Annotated in this window: 13 protein-coding genes and 1 tRNA gene; 9 read left to right on the plus strand and 5 right to left on the minus strand. The window is 53.5% G+C overall.

Features of this window, described 5'->3' with window-relative positions:
* Positions 1–45: 45 nt before the first annotated feature.
* The 3 genes from ABYP39_RS10505 to ABYP39_RS10515 form a co-directional block, all read right to left on the minus strand.
* On the minus strand, positions 46–1227 hold the full coding sequence (locus ABYP39_RS10505) for an acetyl-CoA C-acyltransferase (protein WP_372758426.1): 1182 nt from the start codon (positions 1225–1227) through the stop codon (positions 46–48).
* 136 nt (positions 1228–1363) lie between these two features.
* Positions 1364–2383, minus strand: coding sequence for a Rieske 2Fe-2S domain-containing protein (locus ABYP39_RS10510; RefSeq protein WP_372782444.1), 1020 nt, complete (start codon positions 2381–2383; stop codon positions 1364–1366).
* 145 nt (positions 2384–2528) lie between these two features.
* Entirely contained in the window at positions 2529–3503 is a 975-nt protein-coding gene (locus ABYP39_RS10515; RefSeq protein ID WP_372782446.1) for a GlxA family transcriptional regulator, read from the minus strand.
* 115 nt (positions 3504–3618) lie between these two features.
* Here ABYP39_RS10515 and ABYP39_RS10520 point away from each other — a divergent pair, with 115 nt between their 5' ends.
* The 8 genes from ABYP39_RS10520 to ABYP39_RS10555 all read left to right on the plus strand — a co-directional run bounded on the left by ABYP39_RS10520 (position 3619) and on the right by ABYP39_RS10555 (position 15406).
* The gene (locus ABYP39_RS10520; RefSeq protein ID WP_372782448.1) at positions 3619–5466 is read left to right on the plus strand and encodes a beta-ketoacyl synthase; all 1848 of its coding nucleotides are present in this window, start codon (positions 3619–3621) and stop codon (positions 5464–5466) included.
* 198 nt (positions 5467–5664) lie between these two features.
* Positions 5665–6180, plus strand: coding sequence for an SRPBCC family protein (locus ABYP39_RS10525; RefSeq protein ID WP_372758424.1), 516 nt, complete (start codon positions 5665–5667; stop codon positions 6178–6180).
* 10 nt (positions 6181–6190) lie between these two features.
* Positions 6191–6751, plus strand: coding sequence for a nitroreductase (locus ABYP39_RS10530; protein ID WP_372782450.1), 561 nt, complete (start codon positions 6191–6193; stop codon positions 6749–6751).
* Positions 6752–6828: 77 nt separating this feature from the next.
* The gene (locus ABYP39_RS10535) at positions 6829–7644 is read left to right on the plus strand and encodes a crotonase/enoyl-CoA hydratase family protein (RefSeq protein ID WP_372782452.1); all 816 of its coding nucleotides are present in this window, start codon (positions 6829–6831) and stop codon (positions 7642–7644) included.
* A 75-nt stretch (positions 7645–7719) separates the two neighbouring features.
* Complete coding sequence (locus ABYP39_RS10540; protein ID WP_372763895.1) at positions 7720–8307, plus strand: lysophospholipid acyltransferase family protein; 588 nt, start codon at positions 7720–7722, stop codon at positions 8305–8307.
* Between the two features lie 56 nt (positions 8308–8363).
* The gene (locus tag ABYP39_RS10545; protein WP_372763896.1) at positions 8364–10538 is read left to right on the plus strand and encodes a PQQ-dependent dehydrogenase, methanol/ethanol family; all 2175 of its coding nucleotides are present in this window, start codon (positions 8364–8366) and stop codon (positions 10536–10538) included.
* A 366-nt stretch (positions 10539–10904) separates the two neighbouring features.
* Positions 10905–12605: a hypothetical protein gene (locus ABYP39_RS10550; RefSeq protein ID WP_372782454.1), complete on the plus strand. Its 1701-nt coding sequence runs from the start codon at positions 10905–10907 to the stop codon at positions 12603–12605.
* A gap of 113 nt (positions 12606–12718) precedes the next feature.
* Positions 12719–15406 carry a TonB-dependent receptor domain-containing protein gene (locus ABYP39_RS10555; protein WP_372782456.1) on the plus strand — a complete coding sequence of 896 codons (2688 nt, stop codon included), beginning with the start codon at positions 12719–12721 and terminating at the stop codon, positions 15404–15406.
* Between the two features lie 60 nt (positions 15407–15466).
* Here ABYP39_RS10555 and ABYP39_RS10560 read toward each other — a convergent pair whose 3' ends face one another.
* A complete protein-coding gene (locus ABYP39_RS10560; protein WP_372782458.1) occupies positions 15467–16678 on the minus strand; it encodes an OprO/OprP family phosphate-selective porin in 1212 nt (403 codons plus the stop codon).
* 562 nt (positions 16679–17240) lie between these two features.
* Positions 17241–17594: a 6-carboxytetrahydropterin synthase QueD gene (queD, locus tag ABYP39_RS10565; RefSeq protein ID WP_372760209.1), complete on the minus strand. Its 354-nt coding sequence runs from the start codon at positions 17592–17594 to the stop codon at positions 17241–17243.
* Between the two features lie 196 nt (positions 17595–17790).
* On the opposite strand from queD, the gene ABYP39_RS10570 reads away from it, so the two are divergent.
* Positions 17791–17866 (plus strand) — tRNA-Val (locus ABYP39_RS10570).
* Positions 17867–17929 lie beyond the last annotated feature (63 nt).

Consider the following 17929-nt stretch of genomic DNA (forward strand, 5'->3'; position numbering starts at 1 on the left):
CGGGGTCGGATCGAGTATTTTTTATTCGATACGACCCCGGTTTTTTTATACCAGCTCGATAGCTGTGGCCAGTGCTTCGCCGCCGCCAATACACAGTGCTGCGATACCGCGTTTTTTGCCGTATTTCTGCAGGGCGTAGATCAGACTGATGATGATACGCGCACCGGTTGAGCCAATCGGGTGGCCCTGGGCGCAGGCGCCGCCGTGTACGTTCACTTTGGCGTGGTCAAGCTCCAGGTCACGCATGGCCAGCATGGTCACCATGGCAAAGGCCTCATTGATTTCCCAAAGATCCACGTCGTCCTTGGTCCAGCCGGTTTTGGCATAGAGTTTTTCGATGGCGCCGATTGGGGCGGTGGTGAACAGCTCGGGTTCGTGTGAGTTGCGGCTGTGGGCCACGATGCGCGCCAAGGGTTTGATGCCCCGTTTTTCTACTTCGGCGCCGCTCATTAGCACCAGCGCAGAAGCGCCATCACTGATGGAGCTGGAGTTGGCCGCTGTTACCGTACCGTCCTTCTTGAACGCCGGTCTCAGGGTGGGAATCTTGTCCAGATTGGCTTTTCCTGGCTGTTCGTCGTGTTTTACCACAACGTCGCCTTTACGGGTTTTAAGCGTAACCGGTGCAGTTTCAGCGTCCAGGCTGCCGTTTTCAATCGCTTGTTGTGCGCGCTTGAGTGACTCAATGGCGAAGTCGTCCATCGCTTCGCGAGTAAGGCCATTGTCGTCAGCAGTTTGCTGGGCAAAGGCGCCCATTAATCCACCTTTATAGGCATCCTGCAGACCATCAAAAAACATATGGTCTTCCAGGCCTTTGTTGCCGGTGCCTACGCCGCCACGTGCGCCATTGACCAGGTGGGGTGCGTTGCTCATGCTTTCCATGCCGCCAGCCAGCGCGATATTGCAGCTACCTGCCTTGATCATATCGTGGGCGTAAATGGTGGTTTGCATGCCTGAGCCGCACAGCTTGTTGACGGTCACGCAGCCGGTGGTTTTGGGGACGCCAGCGGCCAGTGCTGCCTGGCGGGCAGGACCCTGTTTCAGGCCAGCCTGCAATACGCAGCCCATAATCACTTCTTCGATGTCTTTGCCATCGATACCAGCGCGGCTAACGGCTTCGGCGATCGCGGTGGTACCCAGTTCAACGGCTGTCGCGCCGCTCAGTGCGCCGAGAAGACCACCCATCGGGGTTCTTGCTCCACTGACAATATAAACGGAATCGGATGACATACGAGGCCCTCGCTTTGCTGTTCGGTATATAAAATGAGGGCGCATTTAGCCATGGTGAGGCGCTGTAGGCAAGGGTAGGCGGGGTTTTTGGGGGCAGGGCCGGCGCTCGTAAGCGCCGGTTTGCGGGCTTGTGAAATTAGGCGGCCTTGGTGTCTTTTTTGGATTCGCTGCTACCACTGCCGTCTGCGTAGAATTGGCTGAACCACTTCCGGAACTGATTAATGGGGCCGTCACCATCACAGAGTATCGGTTGAGGGCGGTAGACTTTATGCTCCCAGATAGGCATATCCTGCTGAACTTGCAGGGCAACATTCTGGATCACTGCCTGCGACATGATTTCCTGCCCTTCGTTCATTTCTTTGGGCTGGGTAAAAATAAACCGCAGGTGAACGGTTTTCTCGTCAATCGGCGTAACTGTACCCATCATAAAAGTCTCGAATACGCCGCTAAAGCGCTGCCAGGTTTGGCCGGGCCCGTTACTTGACGTGTCCAGGAATGAGTCGCGGAAGAGGGTGCCGGTTGTGTCGAATGTGCCGTCTTCAAAAATCTCCGGTGCTTTGCTGACGAAATGGGCGTGGCGCTGAAAACCTTCGTGCTTCACTTCTCCCTTGGGTACATCCTGGTTGCCATGGACATACATGAAGTGTGCAGCGTCACAGCCGTTTTCAGCGGTTTCCTGAATGTGCGAACGGAAGGTCCACTCGTAGGTGGAAATGTCGGTCCAGTCGTCGCTGTGTAGCTCGTGAAGTTCTTCTACCTCAAATAGCGGTGCAATCTGCTCCGGGTGGTACCAGACCCAGATGGATTGGTTTTTTTCAACCGTAGGGTAGGCGTAAATACAGGGTTTGCCGTTGGCTACCTTGGGGGGCATGTTGGCCGCATAGGGCACTGTTTTGCAGACACCTTCGCCGGAAAACTCCCAGGCGTGGAACGGGCAGGCGATGTTTTCGCCAGTGACCTTGCCGCCGTGACCGAGGTGGGCACCAAGGTGCGGGCAGTAGGCATCAAGCACTTTAGCTTCACCCGCTTCGGTGCGGAACATCACCATTTCCCGGTCAAAGTAGCGTAGTGGTTTAACCTCGCCGGGCTGAAGATCCCGAGACAGGGATACGCAGTACCAACCGAAGGGGATGGGAAGTTGGGCTGTATTTTCCATGGTTGACTCTCTCTTATGCTTTGCGCAGACAGCACTGTCGCTATCAGGCTTATCGAATAAAACCAGGTTGATGTGCCTGATTATCGAACGCGGCTCAGCTAAAAGTACACATGTGTTACCCATTCTGACGCGATTGTAATCTTTTTCAAGCTCGGAACAGTTTGTCGCGTACATTGCGTCGGTAATTGACGGGTGTTTCTCCGTACTCCCGACGAAACAAGCGGGAGAAGTAATTGGGGTCGCCAATGCCGACCGTCTGGGCGATTTCGCCCACCGCGAGATTGCTCTGCTGCAGCAGCTCGCGTGCCGCGCGCAAGCGCAGAGTGTTGAGATAATCGAGCGGTGATTGACCGGTCGCGCGCTTGAATCGCCGGCTCAGACTGCGTGTGCTAAGACCGCTTTCGACCGCAAGATCTGGCAAAGCGATTGGTTGGTGAAGATGCTTGGCCAGCCAAGACTGCAGCGCGGCAATGGCTTCGTCGCGATGCAGATCGGTCTGGCCAACACGGTAGGCGTGGGAGTGAAAGGGACGTCGGATCTCAGGTGAAAACTGGCGTTCCACCCGATGGGCTACGGTGGTTCCCCAGCGTTCGCCAATCAGGTGTACCAGAAGGTCGGCGATGGAGTTGATGCTGCCAGCGCAATAAATCCGCTCAGATTCCGTGATCAGGTAATTGCGGATCAGTTCAACCTGCGGATATCGCTGGGCGAAATCATCAAAATAGTGCCAGTGGGTCGTAGCTGGCCGTTTTTCCAGCAGGCCCGCTTCGGCCAGCAGGTAGCTGCCGGTGCCCACCGTGCACAGGGTGGCTCCGGCGTCATATTGCGATCGCAACCAGGGCGACAGCCGGGCCACATTTATATGTTTGAGCGGCTGACGCCAGCGCGTGGGCAGGATGATCAGATCATAGGTATTCGATGCGGCTATCGTAAGGTCGGGCTCAAGCACTAGTCCGCCAGCGGTATTGACCTTTTGCCGGGTAAGCCCCACCAGTGACACTCGCGGCGCGGGTTGCCGTTGTATGCGCAACTGGTCGGCAGCCGCGTTAAGCATTTCGGCTGGCAGGCTGATGCTCGAGGTGAGCGCGTTGGGAAGTGCGATCAGTGCAATGTTTACCATGCTAATATTGTATGGCTTAATTATCTCTTAAAGTGGCCATATTATACTAATCACGGCGCCGCCGCCTTTCCTAAAATAGCTGCCACATAATGATGAAGTGGGCAGGATTAGTATTGTGGCGCGGTTACCGGTAATAACAGGCTTTGGGGGCATTAATCCAGCGGGCAGATCATCTTTCCACCACGGCTACCGCCGATTGGTGCTCGATGCTCTGCCTGAAAGCAAGGTGCAGCGCACGCTGCAGAGTCTGGCGGCGCTCATGGGCCGCTCCGTGCATGACCGCGATGACATTCTCAACCATACCCTGATTCGTAAAATCGAACGGGACTGGTTTGATACCGAAGCGATTCCCTGCAACCGGCATATGCCGTTAGCACCGGCCGAAGAAGCCGTGAGTTTTGTTACTCGCGCGCGCAACCTTCCGGAAACCCTGCCAGAGAGCTGGACTGTTACCGAGGTGGAAAAGGGGCGGGTGCGGGTTGATATGCGTGGCGTCAGCGATTTTCTGGTGCAGACCACGCGAACCAGCGAAGTGCGTGCTGCAGGGCAGTTGCCGAGCGGTTTTGATCCAGCGGCATTGTACCCGTCGCGCAATCACCCCCGCGGTCTGCAGCTGGCCATTTACGGTGCTTCAGATGCCATACAGTCGGTGGGGATTGAGTGGCAAGCGCTGCTGTCTGCAGTGCGGCCAGATCAGGTTGGAGTTTATGCCAGTTCAGCGATGGCACAGCTCGATGATAATAGTTTCGCTGGTCTGCTGTCCGCCCGCCACAGCGGCAAACGGGTTACCTCCAAACAGTTGGCGCTGGGACTGGCCGATATGCCCTCCGATTTCGTCAATGCCTATGTACTGGGCAATATCGGCAGTACCGGGCCGTCGTTGGGCGCCTGTGCGACCTTTCTCTACAACCTGCGCGCGGGCGTGCAAGATATTCGCAGTGGGCGGGCGCGCATCGCGATCGTGGGCGCTGCTGAAGCACCGATAAATCCCGATGTCATTGACGGCTATGCGACGATGGGAGCCTTGGCTACGGATGCGGGCTTGATGAAGCTCGACGGCACCGATCGGTTGAGCGAGGCGGATTATCGACGTGCCTGTCGCCCCTTTGCTGAGAACTGTGGGTTTACCATTGCCGAAGCTACTCAGTTTGTGGTGCTGATGGATGACGAGTTGGCGCTGGAGCAGGGGGCGATGATTTATGGCTCGGTGCCGGATGTCTTCATCAATGCCGATGGCTACAAGAAGTCTATCTCTTCGCCGGGGGCAGGTAATTACCTTACGGTGGCCAAAGCGGCATCGTTGGCGCGTGAAATCCTTGGGGACACGGCGCTGCGTGAACGCAGTTTTGTGCAAGCTCACGGTACCGGTACCCCGCAGAACCGATTGACCGAATCGCATATTCTTAATGAAGTAGCCAAAGCGTTTGGAATTGGCAGTTGGCCAGTAGCAGCGATCAAGGCCTATCTGGGGCATACCATATCTTCAGCCAGTGGAGATCAGCTTGCTGCCACACTTGGTGTGTGGGCGGAGGGTATTTTACCGGGTATCGCAACGGTCAGCCGCTTTGCCGACGACATACACACTTCAAATTTAAGTCTGAGCCAGGCGCATCGTGAAATCGATTGCGATATAGCGCTGTTAAACTCCAAAGGCTTTGGCGGCAACAACGCGACCGCGACGGCATTTTCCCCGGCGGCTACCCGACGACTGCTTGAGGCAAAACACGGCAAAAGGGTACTCGCGCAATGGCAGGCGAAAGAAGAGGCCGTTGCTGTGGAGGCGGCGCGTTACGATGATAAAGCCATAAGTGGAACCGCCAACGTAATCTATCGTTTTGACCATCAAGTGTTATCGGGTGAAGAGCTCACCCTGAGTGACACTGAAATATCACTGCCCGGATATGCTCAGCCGGTGTCATTGGCAGTGGAAACCCCCTATGCAGACTGGTTGAATAAGGTCTGATCCCATGGAGGCGGCCTCAGGCCGCCCGTCCACCTAAAAATTTATCAAGGTTGGCCCTCCCGGCAAGACAAGCCGCCACTTTCATGATTGAATGTGTCGCCGGAAAAGGGGCTGAAACCGCCCGTTCTCCGTCGAAAAGCCGCAATTGGTGATAATTTGCGCGTTTTTCGTATCAGTCTGAGGAGGGAGGCAGTATTAATGAATGGTGAAGCCAAAGCGCGGGTAGTGATGAAAGTACCGCGCGACCAGGCCTGGAAGCGTTTACGTGATCTGGGCCAGGCACATAACTACGTGCCCGGTATCATCAAAACCGAAATTACCACCGCAAAGAAAGAAGGTGTGGGCGCCAGTCGCAAAGTCTATCAATCAGAGACCCGAGCCCTCGATGAAACCGTGGTGGAATGGGATGAGGGGCACGGTTTCCTTATCAAGCTTCACCGGGGCGAACACGGTTCTCAGCCACCCTTTAAAGAGGCCTATTTTCGTTATCAGTTAGACGATGCTGGCAATAACCAGACGGCGCTGACCACCTCTTTATTGTTTACCATGCGCTGGGGCTGGTTGGGCGATTTTCTGCATCGCCGCGTGCTGGCCAATGTATTTCGCTCGGTCATTCGCGATGTAGCCCTGAGCATGAAAGCCTACTACGAAAGTGGCGAGCCGACGACGCCAGAAAAACTGAAACAAATCAAAGCTGACCTCAAAGCGAAATAGTGTGGATGCCATGGATGCCCTGACTCTACTGAAGCAGCGAAACTCCGCAGCTAAGCTCACCGAGCCCGGTCCGGATGCGGAGCAGCTTACTACCCTTATTCAAGCGGGGATGCGCGCGCCTGATCACGCGCGTTTGACGCCCTGGCGTTTTCTGGTCATTGAAGGTGAGGCGCGCAATGCGCTGGGTAATCTGTTTGCCAAAGCGCTTGCACAGCGCAACCCCGAAGTTACAGAAGCCGAGCTGGAAAAGGCCAGGTCCAAAGCCTTGCGAGCCCCCTTGGTTATCGCTGTTGTGACCCGTTTTGTTGAGCATCCCAAAGTTCCAGTAATAGAGCAGCAGCTGTCTGCCGGTTGCGCAGCTTACGGCATATTGCTGGCGGCAGAAGCGATGGGCTTGGCCGGAATCTGGCGCACGGGAGCCAATGCTTTTGATCCCAATGTGCTTAAGGGTTTAGGGTTATCTGCCGGGGAATCGCTGGTCGGCTACCTGTACATTGGTACCCGCGAGGGGCGAGCCAAGCCCCTGCCAAACTATGACGCAGAGCAATTTGTGACTCGCTGGCCCGGCTGAATCAGCTGTAGTCAAGTATAAGGTATGTAGTTTGCGTTGGTCCCAGCGTTACTGAATTGAAAAAGAGGAACACACCCATGATCCCTGCTTTCGAAACACTTTCCGTATCGATCGAAAACCACGTTGCTCACGTGCAACTGAACAGACCGGAGAAAGCGAATGCGATGAACCTGCCTATGTGGCAAGAGCTGCAGGTCTGCTTCGAGTATTTGTCTGACGCAGAGGACGCACGGGTTGTTGTGCTTAGCGGTGCGGGTAAGAATTTTTGCGCTGGTATTGATCTGGATATGTTTGCCGGTGTAGTGGGAGATGCCCAATCAGATCCTGCGCGTGCGGCAGAGCAGCTCAGGCAGACCATTTTGCGCCTGCAGGACAACCTCACGGCCATTGAAAAGTGTAGAAAACCAGTCCTTGCGGCGATCCACGGAAACTGTGTTGGCGGCGGTATCGATATGGTTAGCTGCTGCGACATGCGTTACTGCGCAGAGGATGCTAAATTTTCCATCAAAGAAATCGATATTGGCATGACCGCAGACGTCGGCACGCTGCAGCGACTACCCCATATCGTACCGCAGGGTGTTGTGCGAGAGCTGGCGTATACCGGCCGTGACGTCAAAGCTGACGAAGCTCAGCGCATTGGTCTGGTTAACAACGTTTACCAGAGCCGCGAGGCGATGATGGCATCGGTGTTGGAAATTGCTGCTGACATTGCCAGCAAATCACCGCTGGCGATCCGTGGTACTAAGGAGATGCTGGTCTATACTCGCGATCACTCCGTGGCTGACGGGTTGAATTTTATCGCCACCTGGAACGCCGGCATGTTGAGTCAGGGTGATGTGATGAAGGCGCTGACCGCGCGGATGGAAGGCAAGGTGGCAGAGTTTGACAGCTAGGGTGGCCGTTCGCACCAATGTAACGCGGCAACGGTTTGATATGATTATTAACGTAAACACAGGGCGGTAGCAGGGTTGATAAAGCGCAAGCAGCTGACCATTTTCAGCACACCAGTAATAACGCAAATCATGCGGGCTGTGTCCTTTCTGGCGCTGAAGGTAACGGGTTGGCGAACAGTGGGAGAGCCGCCGCAACTGGATAAGTACGTGTTGATCGCGGCGCCCCATACCAGTAACTGGGACTTTCTGGTGATGTTACCGGTAGTCTTGAAATACAAGCTGGATGTTCATTGGGTTGGAAAACACACGTTGTTTCCTTTTCCCATCGCTTGGTTCGTGAGATGGCTGGGAGGAATCCCGATCAATCGCACGGCGGTTGGCAACACCGTAGAACAGGCGGCTGATGCCTTTCGCCGCTCGGAAAAACTGGTATTGCTGATTGCACCAGAAGGTACCCGCGGCAAGGTAGATCGCTGGAAAGCGGGTTTTTACCATATTGCCACCCGAGTGGAATTGCCTATTCAACTGGCGTTTCTGGATACGAAGTCGAAAACGGTCGGTTTTGGACCTCTGGTACAGACTACCGGAGACTACGATGTCGATCTTGCGACGATCCGGGACTTTTACAGTGACAAGCAGGGCATTCGTCCTGAATTTGGCTGATCCCCGCACCCGCCCAGGAACGACCACTTTAAAATAAGATTTTCCTGAGGTAACGAATGCGTCAATTTATATGCGCTGTGCTGGGCATCAGCCTGGCAAGTACGCTGGTTTTCGGCACACCTGCCGAAACGACAATCCGCACAGCCACCGAACGGGTTGGCACCCAAGCCATCGCCGAGGGCGCACCCGAAAATTGGTTAAGCTACGGCAAGGATTATCACGAACAGCGTTATAGCGCGTTGACGCAGATAAATGACGAAAACGTGGGCAAGCTGGGTTTAGCCTGGGCGTTCGATACTGATTTTAATCGGGGCCTTGAAGCAACCCCCATTGTCGTTGACGGCGTGATGTTTGTCTCCGCCAACTGGAGTGTTGTACACGCGCTTGATGCTCGCACAGGCAAGGAACTTTGGCGCTTCGATCCTGAGGTGCCGCGCGAATGGGCGAAGATGGCCTGCTGCGATGTGGTAAACCGTGGAGTGGCGGTTTACCAGGGCAAAGTGTTTTTCGGAACCTTGGATGCAAGACTGATTGCGCTGGATGCAGCCACGGGCAAAAAGCTGTGGGAAGTGCAGGCGGCAGATACCAAGGAATACCCCTACACCATTACAGGCGCACCCCGCGTCTTCAAAGATAAGGTCGTTATCGGAAACGGCGGCGCCGAATATGGCGTTCGCGGCTTTGTGTCCGCGTTTGATGTGAATAGCGGTGAAGAAGTCTGGCGTTTCTATACGGTTCCGGGCAACCCTGCCGATGGTTTCGAAAATGAAGCGATGAAACAGGCCGCTGAAACCTGGACCGGTGAATGGTGGAAAATGGGCGGTGGCGGCACCGTTTGGGATTCCATTGTTTATGACCCTGAACTGGATCAACTGTACCTGGGTGTAGGCAATGGCTCACCTTGGAACCACAAGGTCCGTAGTCCGGATGGCGGCGACAATCTGTACCTGTCATCGATTGTCGCGCTCGATCCCGATACCGGAGAGTACCTCTGGCATTATCAGCAGACGCCCGGCGAATCCTGGGACTTTACGGCCACCCAGCACATCATGCTGGCTGATATGGAGTGGCAGGGCACGCAGCGTAAAGTCATCTGGCAGGCACCCAAAAACGGCTTCTTTTTTGTTATCGACAGGCAAAGCGGCGAGCTGCTTTCTGCAGAACCTTATGCCCGCGTCAATTGGGCCACGCACTACGACATGAGCACCGGACGACCTGTGGAAACTGATAGGGCTCGCTATCGCAATGGTGCAGAGTTTATCCGGCCGTCATCGATGGGGGCGCACAACTGGCATCCGATGGCGTACAGCCCGCAAACAGGTTTGGTGTATATTCCGGCTATTGATGCGTTGTTTAAGTACGGCGATGTCGAACAGTATCTGCATAAGTGGGGCCATTGGAATCTTGGGGTTGTGCTTGAGCAGGACGCTGCGCCGAATCATATCCTGGCCCAGCTGATGCTGAAGCAGGTGACCACTGGTTCGCTGCTGGCGTGGGATCCCAAAACACAGTCGGCGAAATGGGTCGTGGAATACGCAAGACCCTGGAATGGCGGCGTGCTTGCAACGGCCGGTAATCTTGTATTTCAGGGTACGGCGGAAGGTGAATTTCGTGCATATCGCGCCGATAGCGGCGAACAGCGCTGGTCGTTTGATGCCCACACTGGAGTGATTGCACCGCCTGTAACGTACAGCATAGACGGCGAACAGTATGTCACCGTACTGGCCGGCTGGGGCGGCGCCTTTGGCCTGATATCCGGCTATGAACAGGAGGGTGGTATCCCGCCGAGTCGTGTTCTGACATTCAAGCTTGGCGGTGAGGCAGTGCTGCCAGAAAACCCGGAGAAAACGCTGTTTGAAGCGCCTGAGCCGCCGGAGGTCAGTGCAGAAGAGCTAAAAGCGGGGCGCACGCTTTATCATGAATATTGCTCGGGTTGTCATGGTACCGATGCAGTATCGAATGGTGCGGTCCCAGACCTTCGTCATCTGCCTGGCGTATTTTACGAAAACTTCGACAAGGTCGTGCTCGACGGCATGATGCGCAAGGCGGGTATGGTGGGTTTCGGCGATGTGCTTGATAAAGAAGATTCGCGACTGATCAAAGCCTACATACTCACCCAAGCTGAGGAAGACCGTAAAATTCGTGAAACGCCATCCTGGTGGATGAAGATCAAAATGATGTTCTTCAACGCCGTGGCCAATGTTCTCGGCTGGATTATGGATAAGGTTTAAATCTGGCGGGGGCGCAAGGAAACTGTATTAGCCGCCCCCGTTTTTTTGATTTCACTGTCACGAAAACCCTGCGACGGCTGTCGCACGGGCTCCCCCCTCTAATCCCGTTTGTCAAAAAACATTCATTTCTGCTTCGTTATTACTCCCTTATATATCAATTGGTTACATTGTCATTGTCGCCGCACCCCCAAAACGTCGGAAGAAAGCTTCATAAGAGTGTCGCCTATTTGTCACAAATCGGTCACTTGCCGGGCGTAGGCTTTGCCGCAGTTACCAATGTGGAGGTGGTTTCAGGTGCTCGCTGCCGGAAATCACGCGTAACTGAAACCCACACTGAAAAATCGATGATATTTGGGAGCAACATCAATGTTGAAAAAAATTCTGGTCTCTGGGGTAGTCGCTGGCGCGCTGGTTGGGTGCACAGACAGCGGTGACGTTAACCTGTCGCCCACTACCATTAGTAATGGTTCAGGCAGTGGCACCGGGGACGGCGCGGGCAGTAATGTATGTGCAAGCTATACAGAATCAGGTCAGACCTTCCAGGGAAACTTTGACGGACAAGATTGCGTATACGGCGCACTGTTCGTCAGCGACAGCAAACCGATCACAGTGTCTTCCATTACGTTTTCCAACTTTGGTGGGAAACACATTTTTGAAGATAGCCTGTTTATCGGCGCAGACGTCAACGCCACTGCTGCACAATCCGGCAAGCGCATCCCACAGGAAGGCGAAGGTACTCGTCTGAATATTGCCGCTGGCGTAACCATGGTGTTCAAGCAACCCGACAGCTACGTACGTATCGCCCGTGGTTCACAGATCTTCGCAGAAGGTACCGCCAATAGTCCAATCGTGTTCACCGCTGATGAAGACGCCATGCTGGGCACGGCGACCGAAAGCGATCGCGGTCTGTGGGGCGGGGTTCAGATCAATGGTAATGGTCGGACCAACAAATGCCACGACGGTTCGCCAACAGGCTCGGGTGCACCAAGCACGGTCAGCGATTTTGCTGCCACAGCTAACAATGTTCACAACTGCCATGTAACCGCTGAAGGTCGTCCTGCGACCTACGGTGGTAACAACAATGCTGAGAATTCGGGTGTGCTGAAATATGTGGTTATCAAGCACGCTGGTTTTGAGGTGGTTGACGGTGATGAACTCAATGCTCTCACGCTCAACGCGGTAGGTAGTGGTACAACGATCAGCCATGTTCAGACATACACTTCCCAGGATGACGGTTTTGAAATGTTCGGCGGCGCGGTCAATATGGATCACATTGTCGCCGTCAACGTGGGTGATGACTCTATCGACTACTCTGAGGGTTACAACGGGGACATTCAGTACGCTGTGGTGGTGCACACGTCTGGCGCCAACCGCTGTATTGAAGGCGACAACACGGGGGGTAGCCGAAGTGATGCGTTCACACCGACAACCAAACTGCGCATATCTAACCTCACCTGCGTAACCAGCAACATTGACGAGAATGCTGGTACTAACGTGAGCGCAAAAGGTGATTCCGAAGGTCCGCTGTTCCGCGAAGGCGCTTTCTTTGAAATGTACAACTCGCTGGTCACTTCCTATGCGACATCACTGGCGAGCAACGAGTGCCTTGAGCTGGATGATTCTGAAGGCCCGGAAACTATTGACGCTGCGCAGGCGGGCATCAGTAAAGCTTCTAGCAATGTGATCGCCTGTGGTGAGGCGACAAAGGTCGGTGCCGACGCGGCAAATACAGGGTTCGATCTCGTTAACTGGCTAGCGGGTGGTGGAGCCAATGCGGCGACGCCTGCCAACACTAATACCAACAATGTGTTGATCACTGGTAGCGATGTGGCAGCAAGCGCCATCGGCTCTGTGTTGGTCGATAGCTCACAAGAACGTGACTATCTGACAGCTTCCGCAATCAAAAATGGCGCGGGCACCACCGTATTTGATCAATCTTCACAGCTTTTTGATGTCTCCTCTCTGGGGTCAATCTTTAAGAAGCCGACCTACCTCGGCGGCGCAAATGCCAGCGATGACTGGTTGACTGGCTGGGCAGTTGGCTTCGATAAACCCCTGACCCCGTAATGGCTGTCTTTACTTCACGAAGCAGGTTGAAAAACAAGCAAGGGGCGCTAACGCGCCCCTTCATGTAATCGACCACGTTACTTCAGGCTTATCCAGGACAGTGGGTTTTTATCATGGAAAAAATTAAACGAAATAGTTTGTCGCTGGCCGTGGGACTTGCAACCGCTTTGGCTGCTAAATCTGCGCTGGCGCAAGAAATCAATGGCGCCGCCATTGAGGTAACACCTCCGGGCTCCATCGAAGAGGTGGTGGTAACAGGACGACTCAAGAGTGTTGCGGCGTCCATTGTCGATGAGCGTATCGACATTCCCTACTCAGCTGATTTTCTCGGCTTTGAGGCGATTTCCCGAGCCGGCGACTCCACGATTGCAGGAGCCCTGCGCCGTCTGCCCGGCCTTACGCTGATTGATAGCAAGTTTGTCTACATTCGAGGCCTTGGTGAGCGCTATTCGAGCGTAACCGTTAATGGGGCCGTTGTGCCGTCCCCCGATCTGGCGCGTAGCGTTATTCCTTTGGATCTCTTCCCAACCTCGATTGTGGAGTCGATCAAAGTGCAAAAGGCGTTTGGTTCTTCGACGCCGGCCAATTTCGGAGGGGGCGCAATTGATATTCGTACCAAGAGCTTTCCGAAGGCGCCACTGCTTAGTATTAGCGTGGGTGCTGGCGGCAACAGCGTAAGCAGCAGTGGGCTGCAATACAGTGATAGTAGTATCAAGCCGCTGCCGGGTGCGATTGCTGATGGTATTGCTCGCTACCGTGGCGATATTTCCCAGAGTAATATTTTTGCGACTGAAAATAATGCCGGCAACAATACAACCGCACAGCAGGCCGAGCTGATTCAGCGTAACTTGATTTTAGCGCTGCCGCGTAACGTAGCAATAGAAAAAGATCTGGAAAGTCTGGATAGCGATTATAAGCTTGCACTCGGTAACGCTTTCGATGTGGGCTACCAGTGGCTGGTTGGCGGTTCCATCAGCGCTTCGGTCAGTGATCAATTTCGTAATAAAGATCAGGTAAAACGTGAAATTGGAAATCCGGAGTCGCGGTTTTCAGAAGTTGAACGTACGGCAGAGGAGCACCGCGAAACGTACTCAGCTACGTTTGGTGTGGAGTACGGTAATACGCATGCTCTGGGTTTGAGTTACTTTGATATACAGCACGACGTGAAGGATGCATTTATTTCACGTGGCTTCGATCAGAATAACTCACAGGCCGACGGCGACCAAGTTGTTAGATATCAAACCCGCGCTGAAGAACGCCAGCTCCAGATGTATCAGCTGACGGGGAAGCATAGCCTGGAAGGTCTTGAGCCGGTTTACAATTGGACTGACCAGCTTGGTTTTCTGGAGAGCTTGCGTGTCAGTTGGTTCTATTCGGATGCGGAAGTGACAACCGATGTGCCTAATCAATCGAATTATAACGGTACAACAGACCTGGGCACTGGATTTACGCAGATTTCTCCGGCTCCGGCGGCGGGGCAACACACATTTCTTGAGCTCAATGATGACGAGGAAAGTTGGGGGGGGGATTTTGAGTTGCCCTTGTTTTTGGATAGCAGTGAGCTGACCGTTCGAGGTGGTTATGCTGCATCTGAGAAGCTGCGTGAGTACTACCAGTATACCTTCAATGTAAACACTACCGGCCTGTCTAGTTCCGTGTTGTCAGGCGGCCCAGGCCGTGTGATGTCCGATCCCATACTAGGTGATCTGGATAACAACTTTTCTGCATCGCTGGGAAGCAACTTCGGTACTGAAAGCTATGTTGCAGTGAGAAAGTTGAATGCATACTTTGGCGAGCTGGATTGGCGCCTGAATGAATACTGGCGCATTACGCTGGGTTCGCGCTGGGAAGAATACAAGCAGGCTTTGTTGACTGTCGACCTGCTGGATTTTACTGGCGCATCAGTGCAGGCGCAGGCACAAGCGCTGGCTGATCCGAACCAGCGTTTTGCATTTGTCGAAGATGATTGGTATCACTCCGCGGCGTTGACCTATGCGGATCAGGGGATGTTTGGCGCTGAGGAATATCAGCTGCGTGCCAGTTTTGCACAAACGACGGTTCGCCCTGATCTGCGTGAAACTGCCCAGGTTGTCTATATTGATCCCGAGATCAATCAGCGTGTTCGCGGTAATCCCTTTGTCGAAAAGTCGGATATCGATCACGTCGATCTGAGAGCCGAGTTTTTCTACGAAAACGGAGATAATTTCACCGTGTCGTTGTTTTATAAAGATATCAAAGCGCCAATTGAAACAGTGCGTCAACCGGGCTCGGATGACAATGTTGTCCTGACCTATCAAAATGTTGATTCCGGAAGTATTGTCGGTGTTGAGGTTGAAGGCCTGTTGACGTTGCCCGCAGATATGGTTGGTGTGGATGGGTTCTTTATCTCCGGGAACATTGCTTTAAGCGATTCGGATGTTGAAATTGATACCACCAACAATGTACTGACGAATGACTCCCGTCGTCTGACCGGTCACTCGGAATATGTAATGAACGCGCAGCTCGGATTCGATTCGCCCGACGGTGTGCACAGTGCGTCACTGATCTACAACGTGTTTGGTGATCGTATCTATTTTGCGGGCGTGGCGGGTAACGATGATGCCTTTGAATTGCCATTCCACTCACTGGACCTGACCTACACATTCTATCCGACAGATACACTGTCTTTCAGCGTAAAAGTGCAGAATATTCTCGAAGAAGAGCGCGAGTTTGAGCAGGACAATGCGTCTGGACGCAACGTCGCGATTATTGAGCAGGAAGTTGGTCGAAGCTGGGGGCTTAGCGCCAAGTGGAGTTATTAATAAGCAGAGGCTATGGAGTAAAAAAACCCGGCTGTCGCCGGGTTTTTTATGCGGCAGATCCTACCAGATGATTTGTACGCGGGTGGAGATGGCGTCACCGCTATCTTCCTGGCTTACACCGCGAGTAATCTTCTCGTCTAGCTCAGTCGTGATGTAGTTGAGTGACAGGCGAACATTATTGTTCACATACCAGTTAGCGCCTACTGTGATGTTGTCGAACGCGTTCTCAACTGCACCGGTGCGGTCATCGTCGATCTCGCCGTGTTCGAATTTAACGACCAGCTCTACGGCGCCCTTCGCACCGGCGGGCTTGATTTTATCAAATATGCCATCGGCTGCTTTGTAGCTGCGCGATTCACCGGTGACAGTCCATGCACCCTGTACGTAGTAGCCGGAGTACTCAACTTCGTTGGCATCGTTTTCCCAGGTAGATGCAACATACTCTGACTGTACTGAAAAGGGGCCGCTCATCCAGGCTGCTTCCACGCCAAACTGGTCGTGGTCGGTGGCGTTGAAATCACCGGGCGATGTGAGCAGGATTTTTTCGGCAGTGTGCACAGCAAGTCGCTGATCAAATTCTGCAGTTACTGGGACAGTTTTTTCGATGTCTGACTGAAAATAGGCGGCGCCGAGATGAACAACCTGGGTTTTGCTTGCAATTGGTGCGAACGTAGCGCGGCCACCGAGATTGTAGAGCTCGCTACCTTCGTCGTCTGTTGAGCCCTCATAAGCGCCAAAGGCCCAGCTGTAGTTGTCTCCGCCGTTGCTCAGTTGCACGTTGGTGTAGTTGCGACCAGCTGACACATATTCGAACATCGCTGAGCGCTCTATTGTGGTGATGTACTTGGAGCTGGTCAGTTCTTCCAGGCCGAAGGGAATCTTGAATTTGCCGACGGTGACGTCCGCGACATTCCAGCCAGTGTACATAATGTAGGCATCTTCCATCTGGTTTTTGGCCGAGCTGTCTACATTGAAGCTGTATTGCAGTTTGTAGTGCCAATCTTTGTAAAGAGAGCCTTTAAAAGCCACGCGTGAACGGCGTACTTCGCTTTCCAGCGCATCGCCGCCAGTGCTGTGGTGTACGCCGTCATAGGAATCAAAATCCCACATCAGGCGACCGTCGATTGCAAAGCTGAAGTTGCCGTCGGCGCTCTTGATGCTCAGGTCACCCTTGGAGCCAATAACAAGATCGTCACCCTCAGTGGTTACGGTACCGGCAAGGGCACTGCCCGATAGGGCGGCAATGGAAAGGGCCAGCAGGTTGCGTTTCATTTCACAGTCTCCATCTATGTGGTTGGCTAGGTGCCGTTTATTGTTGAGATCGTCGGAGGTTGCGCCGAGGCAGATCTCGGAGCGTATTATGTGAATAAAATGTTTCAGAAATATTAAAGTAAGAACTTTTGTTCATATAGGTGACACTTTATTGTCACGAAATTGTAGCAGCGACGGGGGCTAGGTAGAAAGGCGTTTTGGGTTATAGGGTCGTAACTGTGAATCTCTCGTGACGTTTTCCACAATATCTGTGGATAACTCAGTGAATAAAATGTCGACTTCCTTCGCGAAAGCGCGCGGCAAGTGCACCTCAGCAAATTGGCTAATTTTTCAACATTGAAACAAATTCCAATAAAAACATTGGGTTACGTTAATTTGTTGATGCAGGGTGTCAGTGGGGGGCGGTTTTGGGGCGCGGATGATAAATCCCTAATCACCTTGTGAATAATTGTTACCCAATCTGATCAAAAAATGTAACGTGTTACCGCACATAACGAAAAAACTGTGACATAGCGTCGCCTGACGGTAACACTTAGCGGGCACTGTGCGAGTAAATGGGGCGCTAGCCGCGATAAATGCAGCCGCTGGTGCAGGTTTCTCTGATTTCGACAGCGCTGAGTTGGGGCAGGGTGGGCTTTAATTGGTCCCAGATCCAGATCGCCAGATTTTCGCTGGTCGGGTTTTCCAGGCCGGGAATGTCGTTCAGGTAGTGGTGGTCCAGGCGCTCGTAGGTAGCTTGGAAGGCGCGTTTGAGATCGGCGAAGTCCATGATCCAGCCGGCGTTGGCATCCAGCTCGCCACTTACGGTTAGCCTTACATGAAAGCTGTGTCCGTGGAGGCGACGACATTTATGGTCTTCCGGCACATTCGGAAGGTGGTGTGCCGCTTCGAATGTGAATTCCTTGAATACGTCCACGAGACTTACCTGTATGAAAACGCGGCTATGGTAAAGGCGATGGAGTGGCTTGTACAGGTTTCCCAATCCCCTGATTTCGCTCAAATAACAGACGAATTGTTCAGCATTCATGCAAATGCAAAAAAACTTTAAATTTCTTTGTAGTTACGTTTGACAAGCCTCGGGTTTTCGGTAGAATGCGCCTCACTCGTTCGGGGGGTGGTTAGCTCAGCTGGGAGAGCATCTGCCTTACAAGCAGAGGGTCGGCGGTTCGATCCCGTCACCACCCACCAATTAACGAGTTTGTTTGTTATGCGGACCGGTAGTTCAGTTGGTTAGAATGCCGGCCTGTCACG

The organism is Litorivivens sp. (genome assembly GCF_041625495.1).
Taxonomy (GTDB): domain Bacteria; phylum Pseudomonadota; class Gammaproteobacteria; order Pseudomonadales; family Spongiibacteraceae; genus Litorivivens.